Genomic DNA, 17,368 nt, shown 5'->3' with positions numbered 1-17,368 from the left:
CCGTCGCCGAATCGCTACACGAGTCCCGCGACCGTAGTCGTGAGGTCCTGAACCGGGAGTTGGTAGTGGACGACCGCCGCGACGAGCGCGACCTCCGCAATCGAGATGAGGACCGTGACGAGGGTGGCGCGCTCGCTGGAGACTGTAACCCCGACCGGCAGGCCGTACTCCTTCGTGTAGGGGTAGAACAGCGCGATTCCCCGCTTGCTCCCCACCACGTCCAGCACGTAGTGAGTCGCCACGCCTATCCAGACGAAGTGGAGGTTGTTGAAGTAGACCGTGTAGGCGTAGACTATCGCCAGCACGGGCAAGTTGTGGAGCGTCTTGCGGTGCTTGCCGAACGCGGTGTCCACGTCGGGGAACAGCGCACCGAGGACGATGGGGACGAACATCTCTGCGATGGCCCGGAACGTCGGCACGTCGCCCGACGGGTGGAAGACGTACCCCAGACCGATACTCAGCAGCACGGCGTTCAGAACGTGGCCCTCCTTGTTCATGGCTCCTCGGTCACGTCCGACTCCTTATCCGGCCGCGACTCAAGCGTTTCCCTCCCGTGTCTGACGCGCGTCTTGCGATTTTCGACGCGGGGTCCGAAAACAGGCTCCCACTCGCCGACCCCAACCCGATTCCAAGTTCACCAACTACGACACAGATTCCGACTCCATCTCACTCAGAACGTCCAGCAGCGCCCGCCGAGCGATTTGAGCCTTTATCTCCCGTCTGTCGCCGTCGAACTCGTACCGGGAGACCGCGGCGTACGACTCTTGGGTTCCCCACTCGCCGGCGTACGCCACGCCGACGAACACCGTTCCGACCGGTTTCTCGTCGCTCCCGCCGGTCGGGCCGGCGATGCCCGTGGTCGCCACGCCCCACGTCGTCCCTGCCGCGTCGCGGACACCGCGGGCCATCTGGCGCGCGACGGGTTCGCTGACTGCGCCGTGTTCGTCCAACGCCTCGCGGGCGACGCCGAGGTCCTGCAACTTGGCGTCGTAGGAGTAAGTCACGAACCCGCGGTCGAAGTAGTCGCTCGACCCCGGCACGTCGGTCAGCATCGACCCGACGAGACCGCCCGTGCAGGACTCGGCGACCGCGACCGTCTCGTCGCGTTCGCGCAGGGCGTCTCCGATTCGCTCCTCGACCGGGGTGTCCTCGTCGTCGGCCATACTCGGACGCAGGAGGTGCAGGCGAAAGAAGGTAGGGGAAGACGCCGAGAGAGTCGCGGGGCGACCGCCGCCGAGAGAGGACGCCAGCGTAAAACCAAAGCCCTCGCCCCCGAATGCCGAACCATGCAGTACCACGTGGACGGCGACCTGGTGCCCGCCGACGAGGCCACCGTCAGCGTCCGGGACCGCGGGTTCATGTACGGCGACGCCGCCTTCGAGACCCTCCGGGCCTACGGCGGTCGGGTCTTCGAGTGGGAGGCCCACGCCGACCGCCTCCGGCGGACCTGTCGCGCCCTCTCGCTCGACCACGGCCTCTCGGACGAGGAGTTGCGAGGCCGAATCCGCGAGACGCTCGCGGCGAACGACCTCGACGACGCCTACGTCAAACTCTCGATTTCGCGGGGCGTTCAACCGGGCAAACTCTCGCCCGGTCCGGTCGAGGTCCCCACCGTGGTCGTCTACGTCGCGGACCTCCCGCGGGGCGGACGGCCCGACCGCGGCGGCGAACCGGTCTGGGACGGCCCGGCAACCGCCGCGGTGGTCGAGACCCGACGGATTCCCGACGCCGCCCTCCCGGCCGGCGCCAAGACCCACAACTACCTGAACGGGATTCTGGCGCGTCTCGAACTCCGCGACCGAAACGCTAGCGGGTCCGGCGGGGCCGAGCGGGCGGCCCCCGACGAGGCCATCGTGCGCGACGCCGACGGAAACCTCGCGGAGGGCGCGACCAGCAACCTGTTCTTCGTCAGCGACGGCGTCCTTCACACGCCGAGTCTCGACGGGCCGATTCTGCCGGGGGTCACGCGCCGAGTCGTCCTCGAACTCGCAGAGAGCGAGGATATTCCCGTGGAGGAGGGCACCTACGGTCCCGCCGACCTCCGGGACGCCGACGAGGCGTTCCTGACGAACTCGACGTGGGAGATTCGACCGCTCGCGGCGGTCGAGGGGCCGGACGGAGAGACCGCAAAGTTCGGCGCGGGTCCGATTACTGACCGACTTGCCGACGCCTTCGACGCCCGCGTTGAACGTGACCACTACGAGTGAGCGCGGGCCGGGGGACCCCGCGGGCGAACGTCACAGGTAGTCGAACTCGCGGTCGGCGTCGTCGGCGTACCCCTGTCGCTCGTGGGCCCACTCGAAGGGGTCCTCGTCGCGTCGCTCGGCGAGGAAGTCCACGATGCGCTCGCCCACGTCGCTCCCGTAGAGGTCCGGCCCCTCGGTCATCCGCTCGCGGGTCCGGTCGTCCTCGTAGACGTACTCGACCGTCTCGCGCACGAACTCGCCCGAGACGGGCGGGACGAGCAGGTTGGTGTTCGCCTCGAACACCGTCTCGGGCCGGTCGGTGTTGAACCGGGCGGTGAGACAGAGCGCCTCGTCGATGTGGTTGAGTTCCTCCTGCATGCTCCCGGAGTCGGTGAACTCGGCGAAACACTGGCCGGATTCGAGGAACTCGTAGACGTGGGCGTGCTTCTTCCAGAGGCCGGTGAACAGGAAGTTGTCGTTCTCGTCGGCCAGTCGGACGAGTTTCTCGCGGAGACCGTACTCCCGGAGGGCGACTTCGGTCGCGTTCAGTTCCACGAAGTTGACGTTGTGACCGTCCTCCACGAGGCCGACCACCCCGTCCACGATGCTCTCAAACCGCTCGGAAAGGAGGTTGGCGCGCCGGTGGATGTCCACCCGAATCCAGTCGTCGCGTTCCTCCAGCGCGGGATACACGTCGAAGACGCTCTCGTCTAGGTCGGCGTCCTTCTTCATCTCGATGGCGTCCACCACGGAGTTGCCGACGACCGGGATTCGCTCGCGGCCGCCGACCGCCTCCGGGTAGCCCTCGTCGCGGAGGTGCTGTCGATTGAGTTCGGTCGGGGCGAAGTGGTACAGCGACGCCGCCGACCCCACGAACGTGTCGTACTGCTCGGGGAACGGTTCGGCCCGGTTGCGCTCCCACTCGCCGTCCCACTGCCGGGCGACGACGGTCTCGGGGTCGGCGTCCGGGTCGAACGAGACCGGGGCCATCCCCCGGAGTCCCGCCTCGTTGTGCGCGACCAGTTGGTTCGTGGCGAACATCCACGCCTGCGGGACGACGCCCGCCGCCAGCGTGTCGCCGTGGACGATAGGGAGGACGGTCGTCTCCGGGTAGCGGTCCTCCAGCACCTCGGCGAACCGCTTTATCCGGGTCATCACCTGCGCGGTCTTCTCCGAGAGGTCGCGCCGAATCCCGAGGTCCACGGCGACCCGGTCCTCGATGCCGTACTCCGCGAGGCCGTGGCCCAGCAGGTCGTCGTAGTGCTGGCCCGTGTGGAGGACGAAGCAGGGCAGGTCACGCTGGTCGGCGGCGGGGACCAGCGGGGCCTGCTTGTAGAAGTCGGGTTTGGTAGCGGTCACGACCGCGAGGACGTAGTCGCCGCGTTCCATCTGGGCGGCGAGGCGGTCGTCGTGTATCTCCATCTCGGTCGGTTCGCTCATTCGTGGCCGGGCGTACAGCCGACACCGGTTAGTAGCTTCTCATCTTCGAACGGAAGCGTTCATACGCGACGACCGATTACGCCGGAGCAAATGGACGAGGACAGCCGCATCGCCGACGCCTCCGAGGTCCCCGCCGACTCGACGCTCCTGTTCACGGTCCGCGACGGCCTCGACGAGCGCGAGGCCATCCTGACCAAGAACGGCGACGACGAGGTGGCGGCGTTCGAGAACTACTGCCAGCACTGGACCGACGTGCGCCTCGACAAGGGCAGCGGCGCGACGAAGCGCGACGGCGAACTCGTCTGCGGCAAGCACGGCGCGCTCTTCGAGGCAGATTCCGGCTGTTGCACCTACGGCCCCTGCGAGGGCGCGGTCCTCGAAGACATCGGAGTGACTATCGAGGACGGTGCGGTCTACCTCACGGACGACGACTACGAGTTCGTGCAGGTCGGTTCCTCGATGGAGTACGACCTGTCGTCGAATCGGTCGCTGGGATTCGACTGAAACTTTTGCTGCGGTCGAAATCGCGGCGGAGCCGCGATTTCTCCCTGGAAAACTTCCATGAAAAAGCTGCGGTCGTCTCGCCGTTCGCGCCGCTCACTTTGGTCCTACCTTGGTCCACTCGCTCGGTCACTCCGTTCCCTCGCTCGCGGTCGGAACGCTGGTACTCACAACACCGCAAACCGCAAACCACGTTACCACCGCAAGCCACCACAAACCGCAAGCCACCACAAACCGCAAACCGCCACAAACCGCAACGCTTGCTACGCGATTCTGAACTCCGGGTCCTCCACCGACTCACTCTTGCACTCCGGGCACCGAGAGGGCCGGTTCGCAGGGTCGTCGAAGTCGCTGAAGCCGCAGTCGCGACACTCCGGCGGCGCGACGAGCAACTGCTCGTCGCTGGCGGACAGCGACTCGGCGACGTGACGGACGTGGTCGATGGCGGCGCCCGCGGTTACGTCGAACTCCACGGCCAGCGCGCTCGGCGAGGCGGCCGTCTCGCGGAGGTGGGCGGCGATTCGCTCGCGGGTCGTCTGGTCGGCCTCTCGCATGTCTCTCCGTCGCCGCCGGCGAGACATAACCCTTTCCCGCGGAGGTGGTTTTATGTGTCCGGGGTGAGTCACTCTCTCCGAATCGCCGGATGAGAGACACAGACACACAAACGACACGCCCGGAGTACACCCGGCAGTTAGAGGCCATCGTCGAGAGCAGTACCGACGCCATCCTCGTCAAGGACACCGAGGGTCGGTATCAGTTCGCCAACGAGGCCGCCGCGTCGTTCCTCGACCGCGAAGTCGACGATATGCTCGGCCGGACCGACCGCGAACTGTTCGGGGCGGAGGTCGCGCGAGAACTCCGGGACCGCGAGCGCCGCGTCCTCGACGACGAGACGACCGCGACGTTCGAGGAGGCGCTCCCGGTAGACGACGGCGAGCGCGTGTTCGAGACGACGTGTTCGCCGTACTACGATTCGTCGGGCGACCTCGCGGGGACCGTCTCCATCTGCCGGGACGTGACCGAGCGCGAGGTCCGCGAGCGCACGCTGAAGGACCAACGCGACGAGTTGGCGACCCTCGACCGCATCAACGAGGTCGCCCAAGAGGTCGTCAGGACGCTCATCGGCGAACCGAGTCGCGAGGAGATAGAGCGGGCGGTCTGCGACCGACTCGTGGAGACCGAACTCTACAAGACGGCGTGGGTCGGCGAACCCGACCCCGCCGACGAGAAGATGACCGAGCTCGTCGGCGCGGGGCTGAACGACGCGGTCCACTCGCTCGTCGAGATTATCGACGTGAGCGAGGAGAGCGCGGGACCCGCGGCCCGCGCCTACCACGGGGGAGAACCGCAGGTCATCGACGACGTGGGGAACGACGAGACGCTCCCGGCGGAGATGCAAGCGGGGCTGCTGGACCTCGGCTATAACTCCGGCATCGTCGTCCCGATTCGGTACGGCGACACGACCTACGGTCTGCTCGGCGTCGGGACCGAGCGACAGTCGGCGTTCAGCCAGCGCGAGGTGGACGCCTTCGACGTGTTGGGCGAGGTCATCGGGTTCGCCATCGGCGCGGTCAAACACCGGCGACTCGCGCTGTCGGACACGGTCGTCGAGTTGACCTTCCGACTCACCGACCGCGACTCGTTCTACGTCGCCGCCTCCGAGCAGTTAGACTGTACGGTCCGACTCGAAGGGATGACGGCGGGACCGGCGGGGCGCCTCCTGTTCTACGACGCGGTCTCCGGGACGGACCCCGACGCCATCTTCGAGTTCGCCGAGGACTGGGACGGAGTCGAGAACGTCCGCCTCGTCAGCGAGCACGGCGACGAGGCGCTGTTCGAGTTCACGATGTCGGGGTCGTCGCTCGTGCTGACCCTCTCGGAACACGGGGCCAAGACCAAGGCGGCGACCAGCGAGAACGGCGAGGGTACCGTCGTGGCGGAACTCCCCTCGGACGCCGACGTCCGGAGCGTGGTCGAACGCGTCCGCGCGAAGTACCCGGGCGTCGAACTCGCCGCCAAGCGCGAGACCGAGCGCGACCTCCAGACCGCCCGGGAGTTCCGGCGGGACTTGGACCAGCGACTCACCGACGCGCAGCGGACCGCGCTCCGGGCCTCCTACTTCGCGGGCTACTACGAGTGGCCGCGCGACAGCACCGCCGAGGAGGTGGCGGAAGCGCTCGGCATCTCGTCGCCGACGTTCCACCAGCACATCCGGAAGGCCCAGCAGGAACTTCTCGCCGCGTTCTTCGACCGCAACGGCGACCGACCCTAGCTGTTTAGGTCCACTGTTCTTTGTGGTTCGGTAGAAAGTGTTCGTCGGCGCGCCGCAACATGAGCAACGAACACGCACCGACGGGAGGAGAGGGGGCAACGATGGACGGTGACCCGTCCGTTTTCGACCAACAGACGGCGGAGGTAGATCTCGACGACCTCTTCGAGGTCCTCGCAGACGGGCAGCGTCGTCAACTGCTCGCCTATCTCGATAGCACCGACGACGACGTTGCGGCGTTTTCAGAACTGGTCGACCACGTCGCCGAGGAGTCAGGCGCGGTATCGAACGACGACGACGAGCGGGTCGCGGTGAACCTCCACCACAATCACCTGCCGAAACTCGAAGACGCGAACGTCGTGGAGTACGACCCGCGCAGCGAGACGGTCCGGTACCGTGGCGGTCCGGTCGTCAGCGACTGGGTCGAGATGGCCCGCACGTACGAATCCGACCACTAGTTGTAGTTCCGTTTCGACGCCGACCGTCGTTCTCGCTGTCGTCCTCACCGAGCGACTGCTCGACCGCCGTGGCGGGGTATCTCGAAAATGAAAAAGGACTTACCGCGCCGGGTCGACGCTCGTCGTATGAAAGCCGTCGTTCTTGCGGGCGGGTACGCGACTCGACTCTGGCCGATTACCAAGCACCGCCCCAAGATGTTCCTGCCGGTCGGTGACTCGACGGTCATCGACCAGATATTCGCGGAACTGGAAGCCGACGAGCGCATCGACGAGGTGTACGTCTCGACCAACGAGCGGTTCGCCGACGACTTCCGGACTCACCTCGCCGAGAGCGAGTTCGACAAGCCTCGCCTCACGGTCGAGGACACCACCGAGGAAGACGAGAAGTTCGGCGTCGTCGGGGCGCTGGCCCAACTGTTCGACCGGGAGAACATCACCGACGACACGCTCGTCATCGCCGGGGACAACCTCATCAGCTTCGGCGTCAGCGACTTCGTGGACTTCTTCCAAGCGAAGGACTCGCCGACGCTGGCGGCCTACGACGTGGGGTCCCGCGAGCGGGCGAAGTCCTACGGACTGGTCGAACTCGACGGCGACGAGGTCGTGGACTTCCAAGAGAAGCCCGAAGACCCCAAGAGCACGCTGGTGTCCATCGCCTGTTACGCCTTCACCGCCGAGACAATCCCGCTGCTGGACGAGTACCTCGAGAGCGGCAACAACCCCGACGAACCGGGCTGGTTCGTCCAGTGGCTCCAGCAGCGCGACTCGGTGTACGCCTACACCTTCGACGAGGCGTGGTTCGACATCGGCACGCCCGAGAGCTATCTGGAGGCGGTCGGCTGGAAACTCGACGGCGAGAACGAGATCGCCGACTCCGCCACGGTCGAGAACACCACGCTCGGCGACAACGTCCACGTCATGCCGGGCGCGGAGGTCATAAACTCCAGCGTCAACAACTCCATCGTCTTCCCGAACGCGACGATTCAGGACTGCGACATCCGCGACTCCATCATCGACGAGAAAACCCGCGTCGAGAACATGGACCTCTCGGGCGCGCTCATCGGGGCGCACACCCAGATTCTGAACGGCGAGTAGCGCGGCGTCCGGTTTACTCTATTCTCGCACGCCGAGATACGCCTCTTGGCCTTCGAACTCGCCGCCGCGCAGGAGGTGGAGGACGTGGGCCACCGCGCGGTGATTCCCGTCGGCGACGTACGCCGGGTCGTCGCCCTCCTCGACCACGACGAGGCGGCCCTGCGGTCCCTCCCGGTCGATGGCGTCGGCGAGTTCGACGACCTCCCGGAGGTCCTTGCCGGTCTCGGACCCCAGCGCGTCCACGTCGTCGGTCTCGTGGATGCGCTCGGCGATGCTCTCGATTCGGTCGTCGTCGGTCAGCGCGCGCCACCCCTGCTCGGGTTCGCCGACGACGACCCGGAGGTCACGGAGCGCGTCCTCCGAGAGGTCGGCGAGGTACCAGTCGGCCGGTTCGGGCGTGAACACGTGTTCGGCGATGGGCTTGCGCTCGAACAGTTCCTCCCGGAGCGCGGGTTCGGTGCCGATGGCGTCGGGGTTCGGGGCGCCGTCCTCGTCCTCGACTTCCTGACCGAGCCAGTAGCGCATCACCCGCTCCGGCGAGACCGGTTCGGGGTCGCCGCGGAGGCGGTCTTCGATGGTCATGGGGTTCGATTCGAAGGCGGCCCACGGTCAGAAGAGTTACGGCAATCGGTCGGCGCGCTCCTCGGACCTACTCGCCCAGCCACGCGTCCGTAATCTGCAGGGTCCCGCGCGTCCCGTCCCACTCGGTCTCGTACTCCAGTTCGATGGGCCGCTCCATGTGCGGGCCGTCGGTCACCAGCGTCTCGAACTCGCCGCCCTCGCCGAGGATGTGGACGCCGTGGCTCTCGTTCAGGTCCTCCAACTCGGCGATGGCTTCCCCGTCCAGCGTCCGCCCGAGCCACGACTCGTCGAGTCCGTAGGCCGCGACCCGGATGACGGTAATCTCGAAGCCCGCGTCGAGCATCGCATCGGCGAGTTCGCGTGGGTCTTCCTGCCAGAGCGGCGCGAACACCTCGGCGTCGAGTCGGTCGGCCATCGCCTCGATGCGGGAGGTCTGGTACTCGCTCTCGACGGCGCCCGCCGTGACGCCCGCGACGCCGTCGGGAAGTTCCGAGTCGAGTTCGCCCAGCGCGGCTTCGAGCGGTCGGAGTTCCGCGTCGCCCTGCGCGCCCGACTCCTCGGCGTCGGCGGCCTCGAAGTCGTCGGGTTCGACCTCCACGAGCGGAACGCCGACGCTCTCGGCCGCGAGCGAGGCGAGGCGCGTCGCCGGAACGTGGTACATGTAGGAGTCGCCCTCCGGGTGAACGGTGACGAGGCGAGACACGTCGAGTCCCTCCTCCAGCGCGCGGTAGAGCGCCCACGACGAGTCCTTGCCGCCCGAGAAGAGGCTGACCCACGACCCGTCGCTCGCGGCGGCGTCGTCGGCCGCGGCGGAATATTCGGTCATGGCGGTGAGTCGGAGAGCGGCGGATTTAGGTGCGGCGAATCGGCGCGTCCGCGTGACGGCGAACCGCCACCTGAGGCCACCTCGAAGGAACAGAATCCTCGAAGACTCTCGTTCGGAGAGTCGCGGCGAGCGCCGTCAGTCCACCAGTTCCTCGTCCTCGAACTCCTCGCCGAGCGACGACCCGGTGACGTACGTCGAGACGCGCACTCCGAGGAGACTCACCACGATGCCGGCGACGACGAACAGCGCCATCCGCGTCCCGGGGTCGAGTTCGATGCGCTCGACCGCGAGACTCCCCAGTTCCATGGCGGGGACGACCAGCGGTTCGACGTACGCCTCACGCTGGAGGAAGTACGCCGAGAAACCCCGGACGACCAGTCCGACCGCGAGGACGCCGAACGGGAGGTTGAGATAGGAGTTGCGCAGGTTGTCGTTGCGGATGACCTCGTCCAGCAGTCGGCCGGTCGAGGCCGCCAGCGCCGCCGCGGCCAACCACGGCACGCTGGCGAACGCGAACGCCATCGCGGGCATCAGGACGCCCTCTGTGGGCGCGGAGGGGTCCGAGACCCGGAGCGCTCCGGCGAAGACGCCGATGAGCGAGAGACCCGCCGCGACGACGTAGGTCACGATGGAGACGCGCCCGGAGTAGAGCGCGTCCTTGGCCTCGGCGGGCATGTCGGCCACGTAGTCGTCGACGCCCAGTCCCTTGTAGAGGACGAACAGGCCGATGACCGCGGTGATGGAGGCGACCGCCATCGCGGGACCGAACGCCATCAGCAGGATGGGAAAGGCCAGCATGGCGACCCCGACCGGGACGAGGACGGTCTGGCGCAACTCCTCGTCGGCGAGAAACTGCTTGAGCAGGTAGTAGGTCGACTCGATGTCGCGGGCCTGCCGGACGACCACGCGGTCCACCGCGTCGACCCGCACCCGACTCTCGATGATGGGGACCAGTCGCTCGTCCTGCGCGCTGTCGATGACGACCACCGCCGAGTCGGGGTCGTACTCGGCGATGAGCGAGTCCATCTGTTCGGCGACCGCTCGGTCGCGCCCGACCATCGTCTCGGCCGCGCCCGAGATGACCGCCACCGAGACCTCCTCGTCGCCGTCCCGCAGGTCGCGGGCCACGCGCAGGGATTCGAGCAGACAGTTGACGCTGGCGTCTTCGGGGTCCGCGAGACCGACCTCGGTCACGAGCGACCGGACCGCTTCCCACCCCGAGACGGGGGTGTCGAGGCCGGTCTTGGTCCCGATGTCGTCGTCGCGGTCGACGCACACTACCAGCGTACTCATGTCGCGTATCTGAATCCAGACGGTCGCGCGTTAAAAACCCTCCTGCTTACCGAAATCTGACCGGAGGCAGCGACGCGGCGCGCGAGAACGCCGCGACAACCCGTCGAAATCGGTCGCCGAGCGTCCCGACGATAGTAACGACGCGTTCCGCCGAGAACGATGCGTTCCGACGATGGCAACGACGACGCTCTCGGGGGTTACAGCCGAGCGAGATTCGCGACGTTCGCGGCGACGCCGTGGCCGACCTTCCGGCCGGCGCCCCGAGCGTAGTGTTGCACGCTCCGGTGGAACGGCTGGCGCCGACCGTGGACCTCGGCGTCGCCGTTCGCCAGCGCGCTCACGATGCGGTCGCGGTCGAGGTCGCGCTTCGAGGACGCCTCGACCGTGAGTTCGGTGTACGCGCGGCCGATGTACTTCGCGGAGTGAGCGTCGCTGGCCGCGACGCCGGGGTAGTCGTTGCGGGCCGCGAACTGCCGGGCCCGGCGGTTCCGGTAGCCGGTGAAAATCCACGCGTTGTACACCTCGATGGCGTCGCAGTCGGTGATGCGCCCCCGGCGGACGCCGTGGCGAGTCCGCTGGAACGGGTGGGGAACGATTGCGACGCCGCCCGCGTCACGGACCTCCGCGACCGTCTCGTCGAGCGGTCGGTGGGGTTCCGGGCGCTCCGTGACGCCGATAGCCAGCAGGTGGCCCGCGGCGGTCGAGACTTCGACACCCGGAATCCCGACCAGTCCGTACTCGGGCGCGAGTTCGGCCGCCCGGAGCGACTCGCGGATGGTGTCGTGGTCGGTCACGACGATGCCGTCGAGTCCGATGTCGCTGGCCTGCGCCAACAGCATCTCGACCGGTTCGTGACCGTCGTACGACCCCTCGGAGTGGACGTGGGGGTCTATCGTCACCGTTACCTCTGGGGCCATTTTCACCTTCTAGCGCCCGAAACGCCAAAAGTGCGGCCATCGAAGAGTTGACAGTACGACGATGGATGAGACGACGCGGGTGACGCTCGAGGCCGAGGAGTGGTACGTCCTGACGAACTGGCTCCGCGAGCGCGAGAACCGACTCCAGTACGCGCTCCGGTCGAAGTCCGACGAGTGGGCGTTCGTCCACGACCTCCGGCGGGAAATCGAGCGGCGGCGCGACGACGGGTCCGAGCGCACTGGCGAGGAAACCTCGGGCGACGCCGAAACCGCGGGCGTCACGGAGACCCTCGCGCTCACCGACCGGCAGGTGGCGTACCTCTCGTCGTTCCTCCGCAAGCGCGCGCGGAAACTCCGCCTCCTGCCGTGGCGCGACCGGGAGCGCCGGGACGTGTTGCACCTCCGAGACCACCTGCGCGCGGAGGTCGAGCGCGAGGCGAGCAGGAGGAACGGGGACCGCTAATCGGCGTCCGCGGGGTCCAAGACCGCACCCGTCTCGACATCGACGCCCACCCTATCGCAGATGTCTGACAGCGGGCACTCGTCCAGTCCGTCGAGACACGCCGGCTTTCGCGCGGAACAGAACTCCCGGCCGAACTGGATGCTCGCTGTGTGGCCGAACCCGCACTTCTCGGCGGGCACGTCGCGCTCCAGCACCGCCCGGACCGCCTCGTGGTCGGCGTCGGCGGGCGCGACGCCGAGTCGCCGGTAGATGCGGTGGACGTGGGTGTCGACCGGGAAGACGCCCGCCTGCCCGCCGGCGAACAGCAGGACGCAGTCGGCGGTCTTGGGACCGACTCCGTCCATGTCGAGGAGCGCGGACCGGACCTCGGCGGGGTCGCCCTCCCTGACGAAGTCGTCGAACGCGGCCGCGCTCCCGTACTCCTCCAGCACGCGGTCGGCGACCGCGACCAGTACCTCGGACTTCCGGTTGTAGAGGCCCGCGGGCCGAATCGCGTCCGCGAGTTCGTCGAGTCGAGCGTCTGCGAGCGCCGAAGCGAGGTCTGCACCGCCGTACCGTTCCATCAGCGCGTCGTGGGCGGGTTGGCTCGCCAGGTCGCTGGTGTTCTGGCTCAAGATAGTCCGGACCAGACACTCGAAGGCGTCCTGCCCGCCGTAGGTCTTCTGCCAGTACAGGTCGCCGAGGCGGTCCACGACGGCCTCTGCGCGCGTCCCGGCTTCGCCGGGGGAGAACTCCGCGACCGAACTCGCCTCGGCGTCGCCGCCGCTGATGTTCTCCGCGGGTTCGGCGCGTTCGGCGGGGGCGACGCTCTCGCCTCGCCCGGCGTCTCCGCTCGCGTCGGACTCCTCGGTCATGGTCGGAACTGGGGACGCGACCGGATTAAAACGGTCGGCTACTCGCTCGGGTCGCCCGCGATCGACCGCCACGCCCGCGACCCGTCGCTCGGCCGACCACGCACGAAGAATCAGTCCTCGCGCTCGACGGTCAACGTCACGGTCAGGTCGGCCCCGTTCGCCAGCGCATCGACCAACTCGCGGTCGAATCCCTCGGCCGCGAACTCGGCCCCGACGAGAATCGTCCGGTCGTCGACGTAGTCGCTGGTCCGACCCACGGCGCTCCGGTCGTTCTCGAACGCGAGGTCGGGGTGGCCGCGCCCGACCACGGTCTCGGCGTGGCCGTCGGTCTCGAACGTCGCGGTGATAGTGGCGTCGGCGTGCCGGCAGGCCGCGATGAACTCGGGGTCGAAGTCGGCCGGGGCGCGGTCGGCCTCGACCCCGAGGATGCAGTCGCCCGCAGGTGTGAGGTAGTCGTCGGTCGTGACCTCGAAGGTGCTGGCGTGGGCGGCCGAGACGTTCTCGTGGCCGCGCGCGTGGATGACTTCTTCCATGCGGGGCGATTTCGCCAGCAGGCACTTCAGGGTCGCCTTTCGGCACGACGGTCTCCGACGAGGCGGGGTGGCCGTCCTTGGCGAGGCGGAGTTTTCGTCTTCGTGGAGGCGCGGAGTGGCCGTTCTCGGTCGGCCGGAGCGACCGTCTCAGGGCGGGAGTGGCGGAGTCGGCGTTCCGGAGGGGGCTACCGCACCACCGTCACCGTGACCGCGCCGCAGGCGCACTCGTAGGCGCGGCGCTCGCCTGCGTCGGTCGTCATCCGGAGCATCAACTCGGTCTCGCTGAGGGTACGCTCGCAGTTCCGGCCGTCGCAGACGCACTGCAGGTCTTCGAGCATAACAGTCGGTGGTCCCGCCACCCTACTTAAATTGTGCCAAGGGCGGGGTGAAAGTGAAAGTGGTCGCCGACGGGACGTAAAACCTATCTGGTGTGGGTTTCGTTCCCCGAGTATGTCTCTGACCGACTGGACGGGCGCCGCGGTCGAACCGTCCGCGGGTGACGGGCCGCCCTCCCCCGACGAGTGGCACCCCGTGGACGTGCCCGGCCGCCCCGAGCGCTTCGCGGACGCCGACGCCGTCGCCTACCGGACCGAGTTCGGCGACCCCCGCGACGGCGACGAGCGCGCGACTCTCGAACTCCGCGGCCTGTTCGCACACGCCCGGATCTGGCTGAACGGTGACCTGCTGGACGAACACGATGCCCACTTCGTCCCCGCGAGATACGAACTGAACCTCGACTCGGACAACGAGTTAGTCGTCGAGTGTCGCGCCCCCGAGGCGTTCGGCGGCGTCTACGCGACCGACCGAGTCCCCGACGAGCGCGCGGTCCCCGGCATCTGGTGGGCCGCGGACCTCGAAACGCACCCCCGGACGTTCGTCGACCGACTCTCGCTGACGCCGCGTCGGACGGAGAACGGCGCGGTCATCGACGCCGAACTCGCCGTCGAGGCGGGCGAATCGCTGGACGACCGCGTCTCGCTGTCGGTTCGCCCGCAGGGGTTCCGAGGCGGCGGCGTGATGGAGCGCGCCCGAGTCGAGGCCGACGCCGGAGAGCGCGCGACGGTCGAGAAGACCCTCGAACTCCGGGACCCGGCCTACTGGTGGCCCAACGGGTTCGGTCCCCAGCACCAGTACGAGGTTCGGGCGAAACTGGGCGATTCGGAGCGCGTCGTCCAGACCGGTCTCTGTGAGGTCGAGACCGCTGGAGCGACGGACGGCGCGGGCGACGACGCGCTGGTCGTCAACGGCCAGCGAGTTCCGGCCCGCGGGTTCTCGCTGCTCCCCACCGGCGACCCGACGTGGGACGTGGAACGGGCCGCGAACGCCAACGCGAACCTCGTCCGGGCGTACGGTCACGTCCCGCCTATGGAGTTCTACGAGGCCGCGGCCGACGCCGGCCTGCTGGTCTGGCAGGACCTCCCGCTGGTCGGACGGGCCGAGGCCGACCCCGACGCCGCGAAATCGCTGGCCGAGACGGTCGCCGCCTCGGTCGAGCGCCACCCCTGCGTGGCCGCGTTCGGCGTCCGCTCCGACCCGACCGACCACCTCGCGGGCGTCGGTCCCTCACGGGTCGCGCGCTACAAGTTCCGGTGGCGGGCGTGGCGCGCGAGGTACGACGGTGACGCGGACCGAGAACTCGCCGACGCGCTCCCCGAAGGCGCTCCGGTCTTTCCCGTCTCGGGCGGGCCGGGCATCGGCGCCGACGCGACCCACCTCTATCCCGGTTGGGAGTTCGGCACGCCCGCCGACACCGAGTGGGCGCTGGACAAGTACGACTGCGGCGGCGCGGTCGGGGCGTTCGGTGCGGGGTCGCTCGTCGGCGAGGACGGCCACGACGCGGCCGGATTCGACGCCGGCGCCCACGCCGCGTACGTCGAGGCGGGCGTCGAGTCCGACGAGTCGGCGGTCGAAGCCTCTCAAGCGTATCAGGCCCGCGTCCTGAAGGACGTGACCGAGACGCTCCGGCGGCGGGGAAGCGGCCTGCTCGCGGCCGACGCGCTCCGAGACATCGACGAAGGCGCGGGCATGGGCGTGCTGTCGGCCGACGGGAGCGAGAAGGCGGGCTACGAGGCGATTGCGGCCTCGCTGGAACCCGTGCAGGTCGTCCTAGACGAGTACCCCGCGGCCGGAGAGACCAGAGAGCTCACGGTCGTCAACGACACGCCAGAGGCGGTCTCGGGCACCGTCTCGTGGACCGCGGGCGGCCAGACCGGCGAGAGCGACGCGGAGGTCGGTCCACTCGACCGCGAGCGGGCGGGCACGCTGACCGTGCCGTCAGACGCCGAGACAGTCGAACTGTCGTTCGGACGCGCCGACGGAGCGGTGCAGAACGTGTATCCGCTGTAAGTTCGGCGTCGTCCGCTCGGCGCTGGTCGGTTCGGTGAGACGTCGTCGGTCGCGCTCGATTCACCGGTCTCGCTCGTCGCGGTGCGACCGTGACGGCGGGCGATTTACTCGCGACCCTCGCGGCAGTTCTTTATATCCCCCCGCACAGTGTGGGAACGGCTTACACGGCCGTTAGCGGGCGTGTGAACCGTTTCCATTAGCCAACTATACGGAACATTTATATAGCCACAGCGAATATTTGTTGATACCAGAACGCCACGAGCGTTCGGCAAGCATCGTGCGACAAATGACATGGGACTATTGTCACCGGTCGATTGCCAGTTGCATACAGCGGTTGCTGTCGCTCACTGGACTGCCGAACGCCACGGCGGGCATGGAATCGAGGTTTAATTAAGCATGGTAAGTGTAACAGAAGAGGAACTTCAGAACAAGTCGAAAGGCGAACTAATCAAACTCGCAGGACAGCTCCGAGACCGACGAAACGAGCTGAACCAGAAGGCTAGCAAGCGAGCGTCCAAGCGCGACGACCTCAACGCCGAGACGCGCGAGAAGGTCGACGAGGCTCAGGAACACCGCGAGAAGCGCGACGAGCTCAACGAGCAGGTTCAGGAACACAAGGAACAGCGCAACGAGCTCAACGCCAAGGCCAACGAGCTGTTCGACGAAGTCGAGCAGAAGAAGTCCGACCTCGAACTCGACGAGGGCAAGGACATCGAGGAACTCGAATCCGAAATCGAAGACCTCGAGTTCAAGCAGCAGACCGAGGTTCTCTCGACCGAGGACGAGCGCGAACTCATCGAGAAGATCGAGGAGAAGCGCGAGAAGCTTCAAGAGCGAAAGGAGAAGCTCGACGACAGCGAGAACCTCGACGAACTCGTCGAGGAAGCCGAGGAGGTCCGCGCCGAAGCGAGCCGTCACCACGAGAAGGTCACGGAACTCGCCGACAAGGCCCAAGAGCATCACAACCAGATGATCGAGGCCTACCGCGAAGCCGACGAAATCCGCGACGAGGCCGACGAGATGCACGAGAGCTTCGTGGAGGCCCAGGAGGCCGCCGACCAGCACCACGAGGACTTCGTCCGCGTCCAGAAGCGCCTGCGCGAACTCGACAAGCAGGAAGAGGAAGAGCGCAAGTCCGAGAAGGAGAAGGAGCGCGAAGAGGCCAAGGAGGAGGCCGAGGAGATCTACCAGCAGTTCAAGGAAGGCGAGACCCTCGACACCGAGGACCTCATGAAGCTCCAGAAGACGGGTCTGCTGTAAGTTCGTAGTTCTGCGACTCTGTTTCTCAGTTCTTCGGTAGCGAGTAGCGGTAGCGTCGCGAGTCGTGAGCGTTCGGTGGGGCTATCGCGTCGAAGTCCAGTCGGAACGAGCTATCGCCAACGCTCGTCGCAGTCCGCCAGTTGACCGTAGAGACGCCGACTGCGTACCGGTGGCGAACCGGACCAACGTTTAAATACCGAGGCGCCAAACTCGGACTCGTGTCACTCGCGGTCCGAGACCTCACGCGGTCACAAGCACCTGCCCGCGCTATGCGTATGCGCACCCGAAGCAACGCGTAGCGTCGGGAGGACCCGCCCGGACCGCGGCCCGCGGACGGTTTTTGCG

The 17,368-nt window shown here is 67.5% G+C and carries 19 protein-coding genes; 8 read left to right on the top strand and 11 right to left on the bottom strand.

Annotated features, from left to right (window positions below):
* Positions 1–14 precede the first annotated feature (14 nt).
* Together M0R89_RS10835 and M0R89_RS10830 are read right to left on the bottom strand one after the other, a co-directional pair.
* On the bottom strand, positions 15–497 hold the full coding sequence (locus tag M0R89_RS10835) for a metal-dependent hydrolase (protein ID WP_248649103.1): 483 nt from the start codon (positions 495–497) through the stop codon (positions 15–17).
* Between the two features lie 144 nt (positions 498–641).
* A complete protein-coding gene (locus M0R89_RS10830; RefSeq protein ID WP_248649102.1) occupies positions 642–1,163 on the bottom strand; it encodes a CinA family protein in 522 nt (173 codons plus the stop codon).
* Between the two features lie 123 nt (positions 1,164–1,286).
* Here M0R89_RS10830 and M0R89_RS10825 point away from each other — a divergent pair, with 123 nt between their 5' ends.
* Positions 1,287–2,207 (top strand): aminotransferase class IV, encoded by a 921-nt coding sequence (locus tag M0R89_RS10825; protein ID WP_248649101.1) that lies wholly within the window; start codon positions 1,287–1,289, stop codon positions 2,205–2,207.
* A 30-nt stretch (positions 2,208–2,237) separates the two neighbouring features.
* On the opposite strand, the gene M0R89_RS10820 is transcribed toward M0R89_RS10825, so the two are convergent.
* Complete coding sequence (locus M0R89_RS10820; protein WP_248649100.1) at positions 2,238–3,626, bottom strand: UDP-N-acetyl glucosamine 2-epimerase; 1,389 nt, start codon at positions 3,624–3,626, stop codon at positions 2,238–2,240.
* A 90-nt stretch (positions 3,627–3,716) separates the two neighbouring features.
* On the opposite strand from M0R89_RS10820, the gene M0R89_RS10815 reads away from it, so the two are divergent.
* Positions 3,717–4,130, top strand: coding sequence for a Rieske (2Fe-2S) protein (locus M0R89_RS10815; protein ID WP_248649099.1), 414 nt, complete (start codon positions 3,717–3,719; stop codon positions 4,128–4,130).
* 260 nt (positions 4,131–4,390) lie between these two features.
* On the opposite strand, the gene M0R89_RS10810 is transcribed toward M0R89_RS10815, so the two are convergent.
* Positions 4,391–4,681: a transcriptional regulator gene (locus M0R89_RS10810; protein ID WP_248649098.1), complete on the bottom strand. Its 291-nt coding sequence runs from the start codon at positions 4,679–4,681 to the stop codon at positions 4,391–4,393.
* An 89-nt stretch (positions 4,682–4,770) separates the two neighbouring features.
* Between M0R89_RS10810 and M0R89_RS10805 the strand changes: the two genes are divergently transcribed.
* The 3 genes from M0R89_RS10805 (at position 4,771) to M0R89_RS10795 (ending at position 7,949) form a co-directional block, all read left to right on the top strand.
* Positions 4,771–6,399 carry a bacterio-opsin activator domain-containing protein gene (locus tag M0R89_RS10805; protein ID WP_248649097.1) on the top strand — a complete coding sequence of 543 codons (1,629 nt, stop codon included), beginning with the start codon at positions 4,771–4,773 and terminating at the stop codon, positions 6,397–6,399.
* 101 nt (positions 6,400–6,500) lie between these two features.
* Positions 6,501–6,854: a DUF7344 domain-containing protein gene (locus M0R89_RS10800; protein WP_248649096.1), complete on the top strand. Its 354-nt coding sequence runs from the start codon at positions 6,501–6,503 to the stop codon at positions 6,852–6,854.
* A gap of 126 nt (positions 6,855–6,980) precedes the next feature.
* Entirely contained in the window at positions 6,981–7,949 is a 969-nt protein-coding gene (locus tag M0R89_RS10795) for a nucleotidyltransferase family protein (RefSeq protein ID WP_248649095.1), read from the top strand.
* Positions 7,950–7,967: 18 nt separating this feature from the next.
* Here M0R89_RS10795 and M0R89_RS10790 read toward each other — a convergent pair whose 3' ends face one another.
* From M0R89_RS10790 to M0R89_RS10775, 4 genes are all read right to left on the bottom strand, one after another.
* A complete protein-coding gene (locus tag M0R89_RS10790; RefSeq protein WP_248649094.1) occupies positions 7,968–8,531 on the bottom strand; it encodes a hypothetical protein in 564 nt (187 codons plus the stop codon).
* 67 nt (positions 8,532–8,598) lie between these two features.
* The gene (locus tag M0R89_RS10785; RefSeq protein WP_248649093.1) at positions 8,599–9,357 is read right to left on the bottom strand and encodes a diphthine--ammonia ligase; all 759 of its coding nucleotides are present in this window, start codon (positions 9,355–9,357) and stop codon (positions 8,599–8,601) included.
* 135 nt (positions 9,358–9,492) lie between these two features.
* Positions 9,493–10,650, bottom strand: coding sequence for a DUF373 family protein (locus M0R89_RS10780; protein WP_248649092.1), 1,158 nt, complete (start codon positions 10,648–10,650; stop codon positions 9,493–9,495).
* A gap of 197 nt (positions 10,651–10,847) precedes the next feature.
* On the bottom strand, positions 10,848–11,567 hold the full coding sequence (locus M0R89_RS10775) for a PHP domain-containing protein (RefSeq protein WP_248649091.1): 720 nt from the start codon (positions 11,565–11,567) through the stop codon (positions 10,848–10,850).
* A gap of 61 nt (positions 11,568–11,628) precedes the next feature.
* Between M0R89_RS10775 and M0R89_RS10770 the strand changes: the two genes are divergently transcribed.
* On the top strand, positions 11,629–12,030 hold the full coding sequence (locus tag M0R89_RS10770; RefSeq protein WP_248649090.1) for a hypothetical protein: 402 nt from the start codon (positions 11,629–11,631) through the stop codon (positions 12,028–12,030).
* On the opposite strand, the gene M0R89_RS10765 is transcribed toward M0R89_RS10770, so the two are convergent.
* The 3 genes from M0R89_RS10765 to M0R89_RS10755 form a co-directional block, all read right to left on the bottom strand.
* The gene (locus tag M0R89_RS10765; protein WP_248649089.1) at positions 12,027–12,884 is read right to left on the bottom strand and encodes an endonuclease III domain-containing protein; all 858 of its coding nucleotides are present in this window, start codon (positions 12,882–12,884) and stop codon (positions 12,027–12,029) included. The two genes, M0R89_RS10770 and M0R89_RS10765, sit on opposite strands and share 4 nt — an antisense overlap.
* A gap of 110 nt (positions 12,885–12,994) precedes the next feature.
* Complete coding sequence (locus M0R89_RS10760) at positions 12,995–13,417, bottom strand: DUF371 domain-containing protein (protein ID WP_248649088.1); 423 nt, start codon at positions 13,415–13,417, stop codon at positions 12,995–12,997.
* A gap of 185 nt (positions 13,418–13,602) precedes the next feature.
* Complete coding sequence (locus M0R89_RS10755; protein WP_248649087.1) at positions 13,603–13,755, bottom strand: hypothetical protein; 153 nt, start codon at positions 13,753–13,755, stop codon at positions 13,603–13,605.
* Between the two features lie 112 nt (positions 13,756–13,867).
* Here M0R89_RS10755 and M0R89_RS10750 point away from each other — a divergent pair, with 112 nt between their 5' ends.
* Both M0R89_RS10750 and M0R89_RS10745 read left to right on the top strand, forming a co-directional pair.
* Positions 13,868–15,763, top strand: a complete 1,896-nt coding sequence (locus M0R89_RS10750; protein WP_248649086.1) for a glycoside hydrolase family 2 protein — start codon at positions 13,868–13,870, stop codon at positions 15,761–15,763.
* Between the two features lie 396 nt (positions 15,764–16,159).
* The gene (locus M0R89_RS10745; RefSeq protein ID WP_248649085.1) at positions 16,160–17,023 is read left to right on the top strand and encodes a coiled-coil protein; all 864 of its coding nucleotides are present in this window, start codon (positions 16,160–16,162) and stop codon (positions 17,021–17,023) included.
* Positions 17,024–17,368: the final 345 nt, after the last annotated feature.

It is taken from the genome of Halorussus limi, assembly GCF_023238205.1.
Taxonomy (GTDB): Archaea; Halobacteriota; Halobacteria; order Halobacteriales; family Haladaptataceae; genus Halorussus; species Halorussus limi.
Note: the sequence above shows the minus strand (reverse complement) of the source record. Positions and strands in the feature narration are given on the sequence as shown.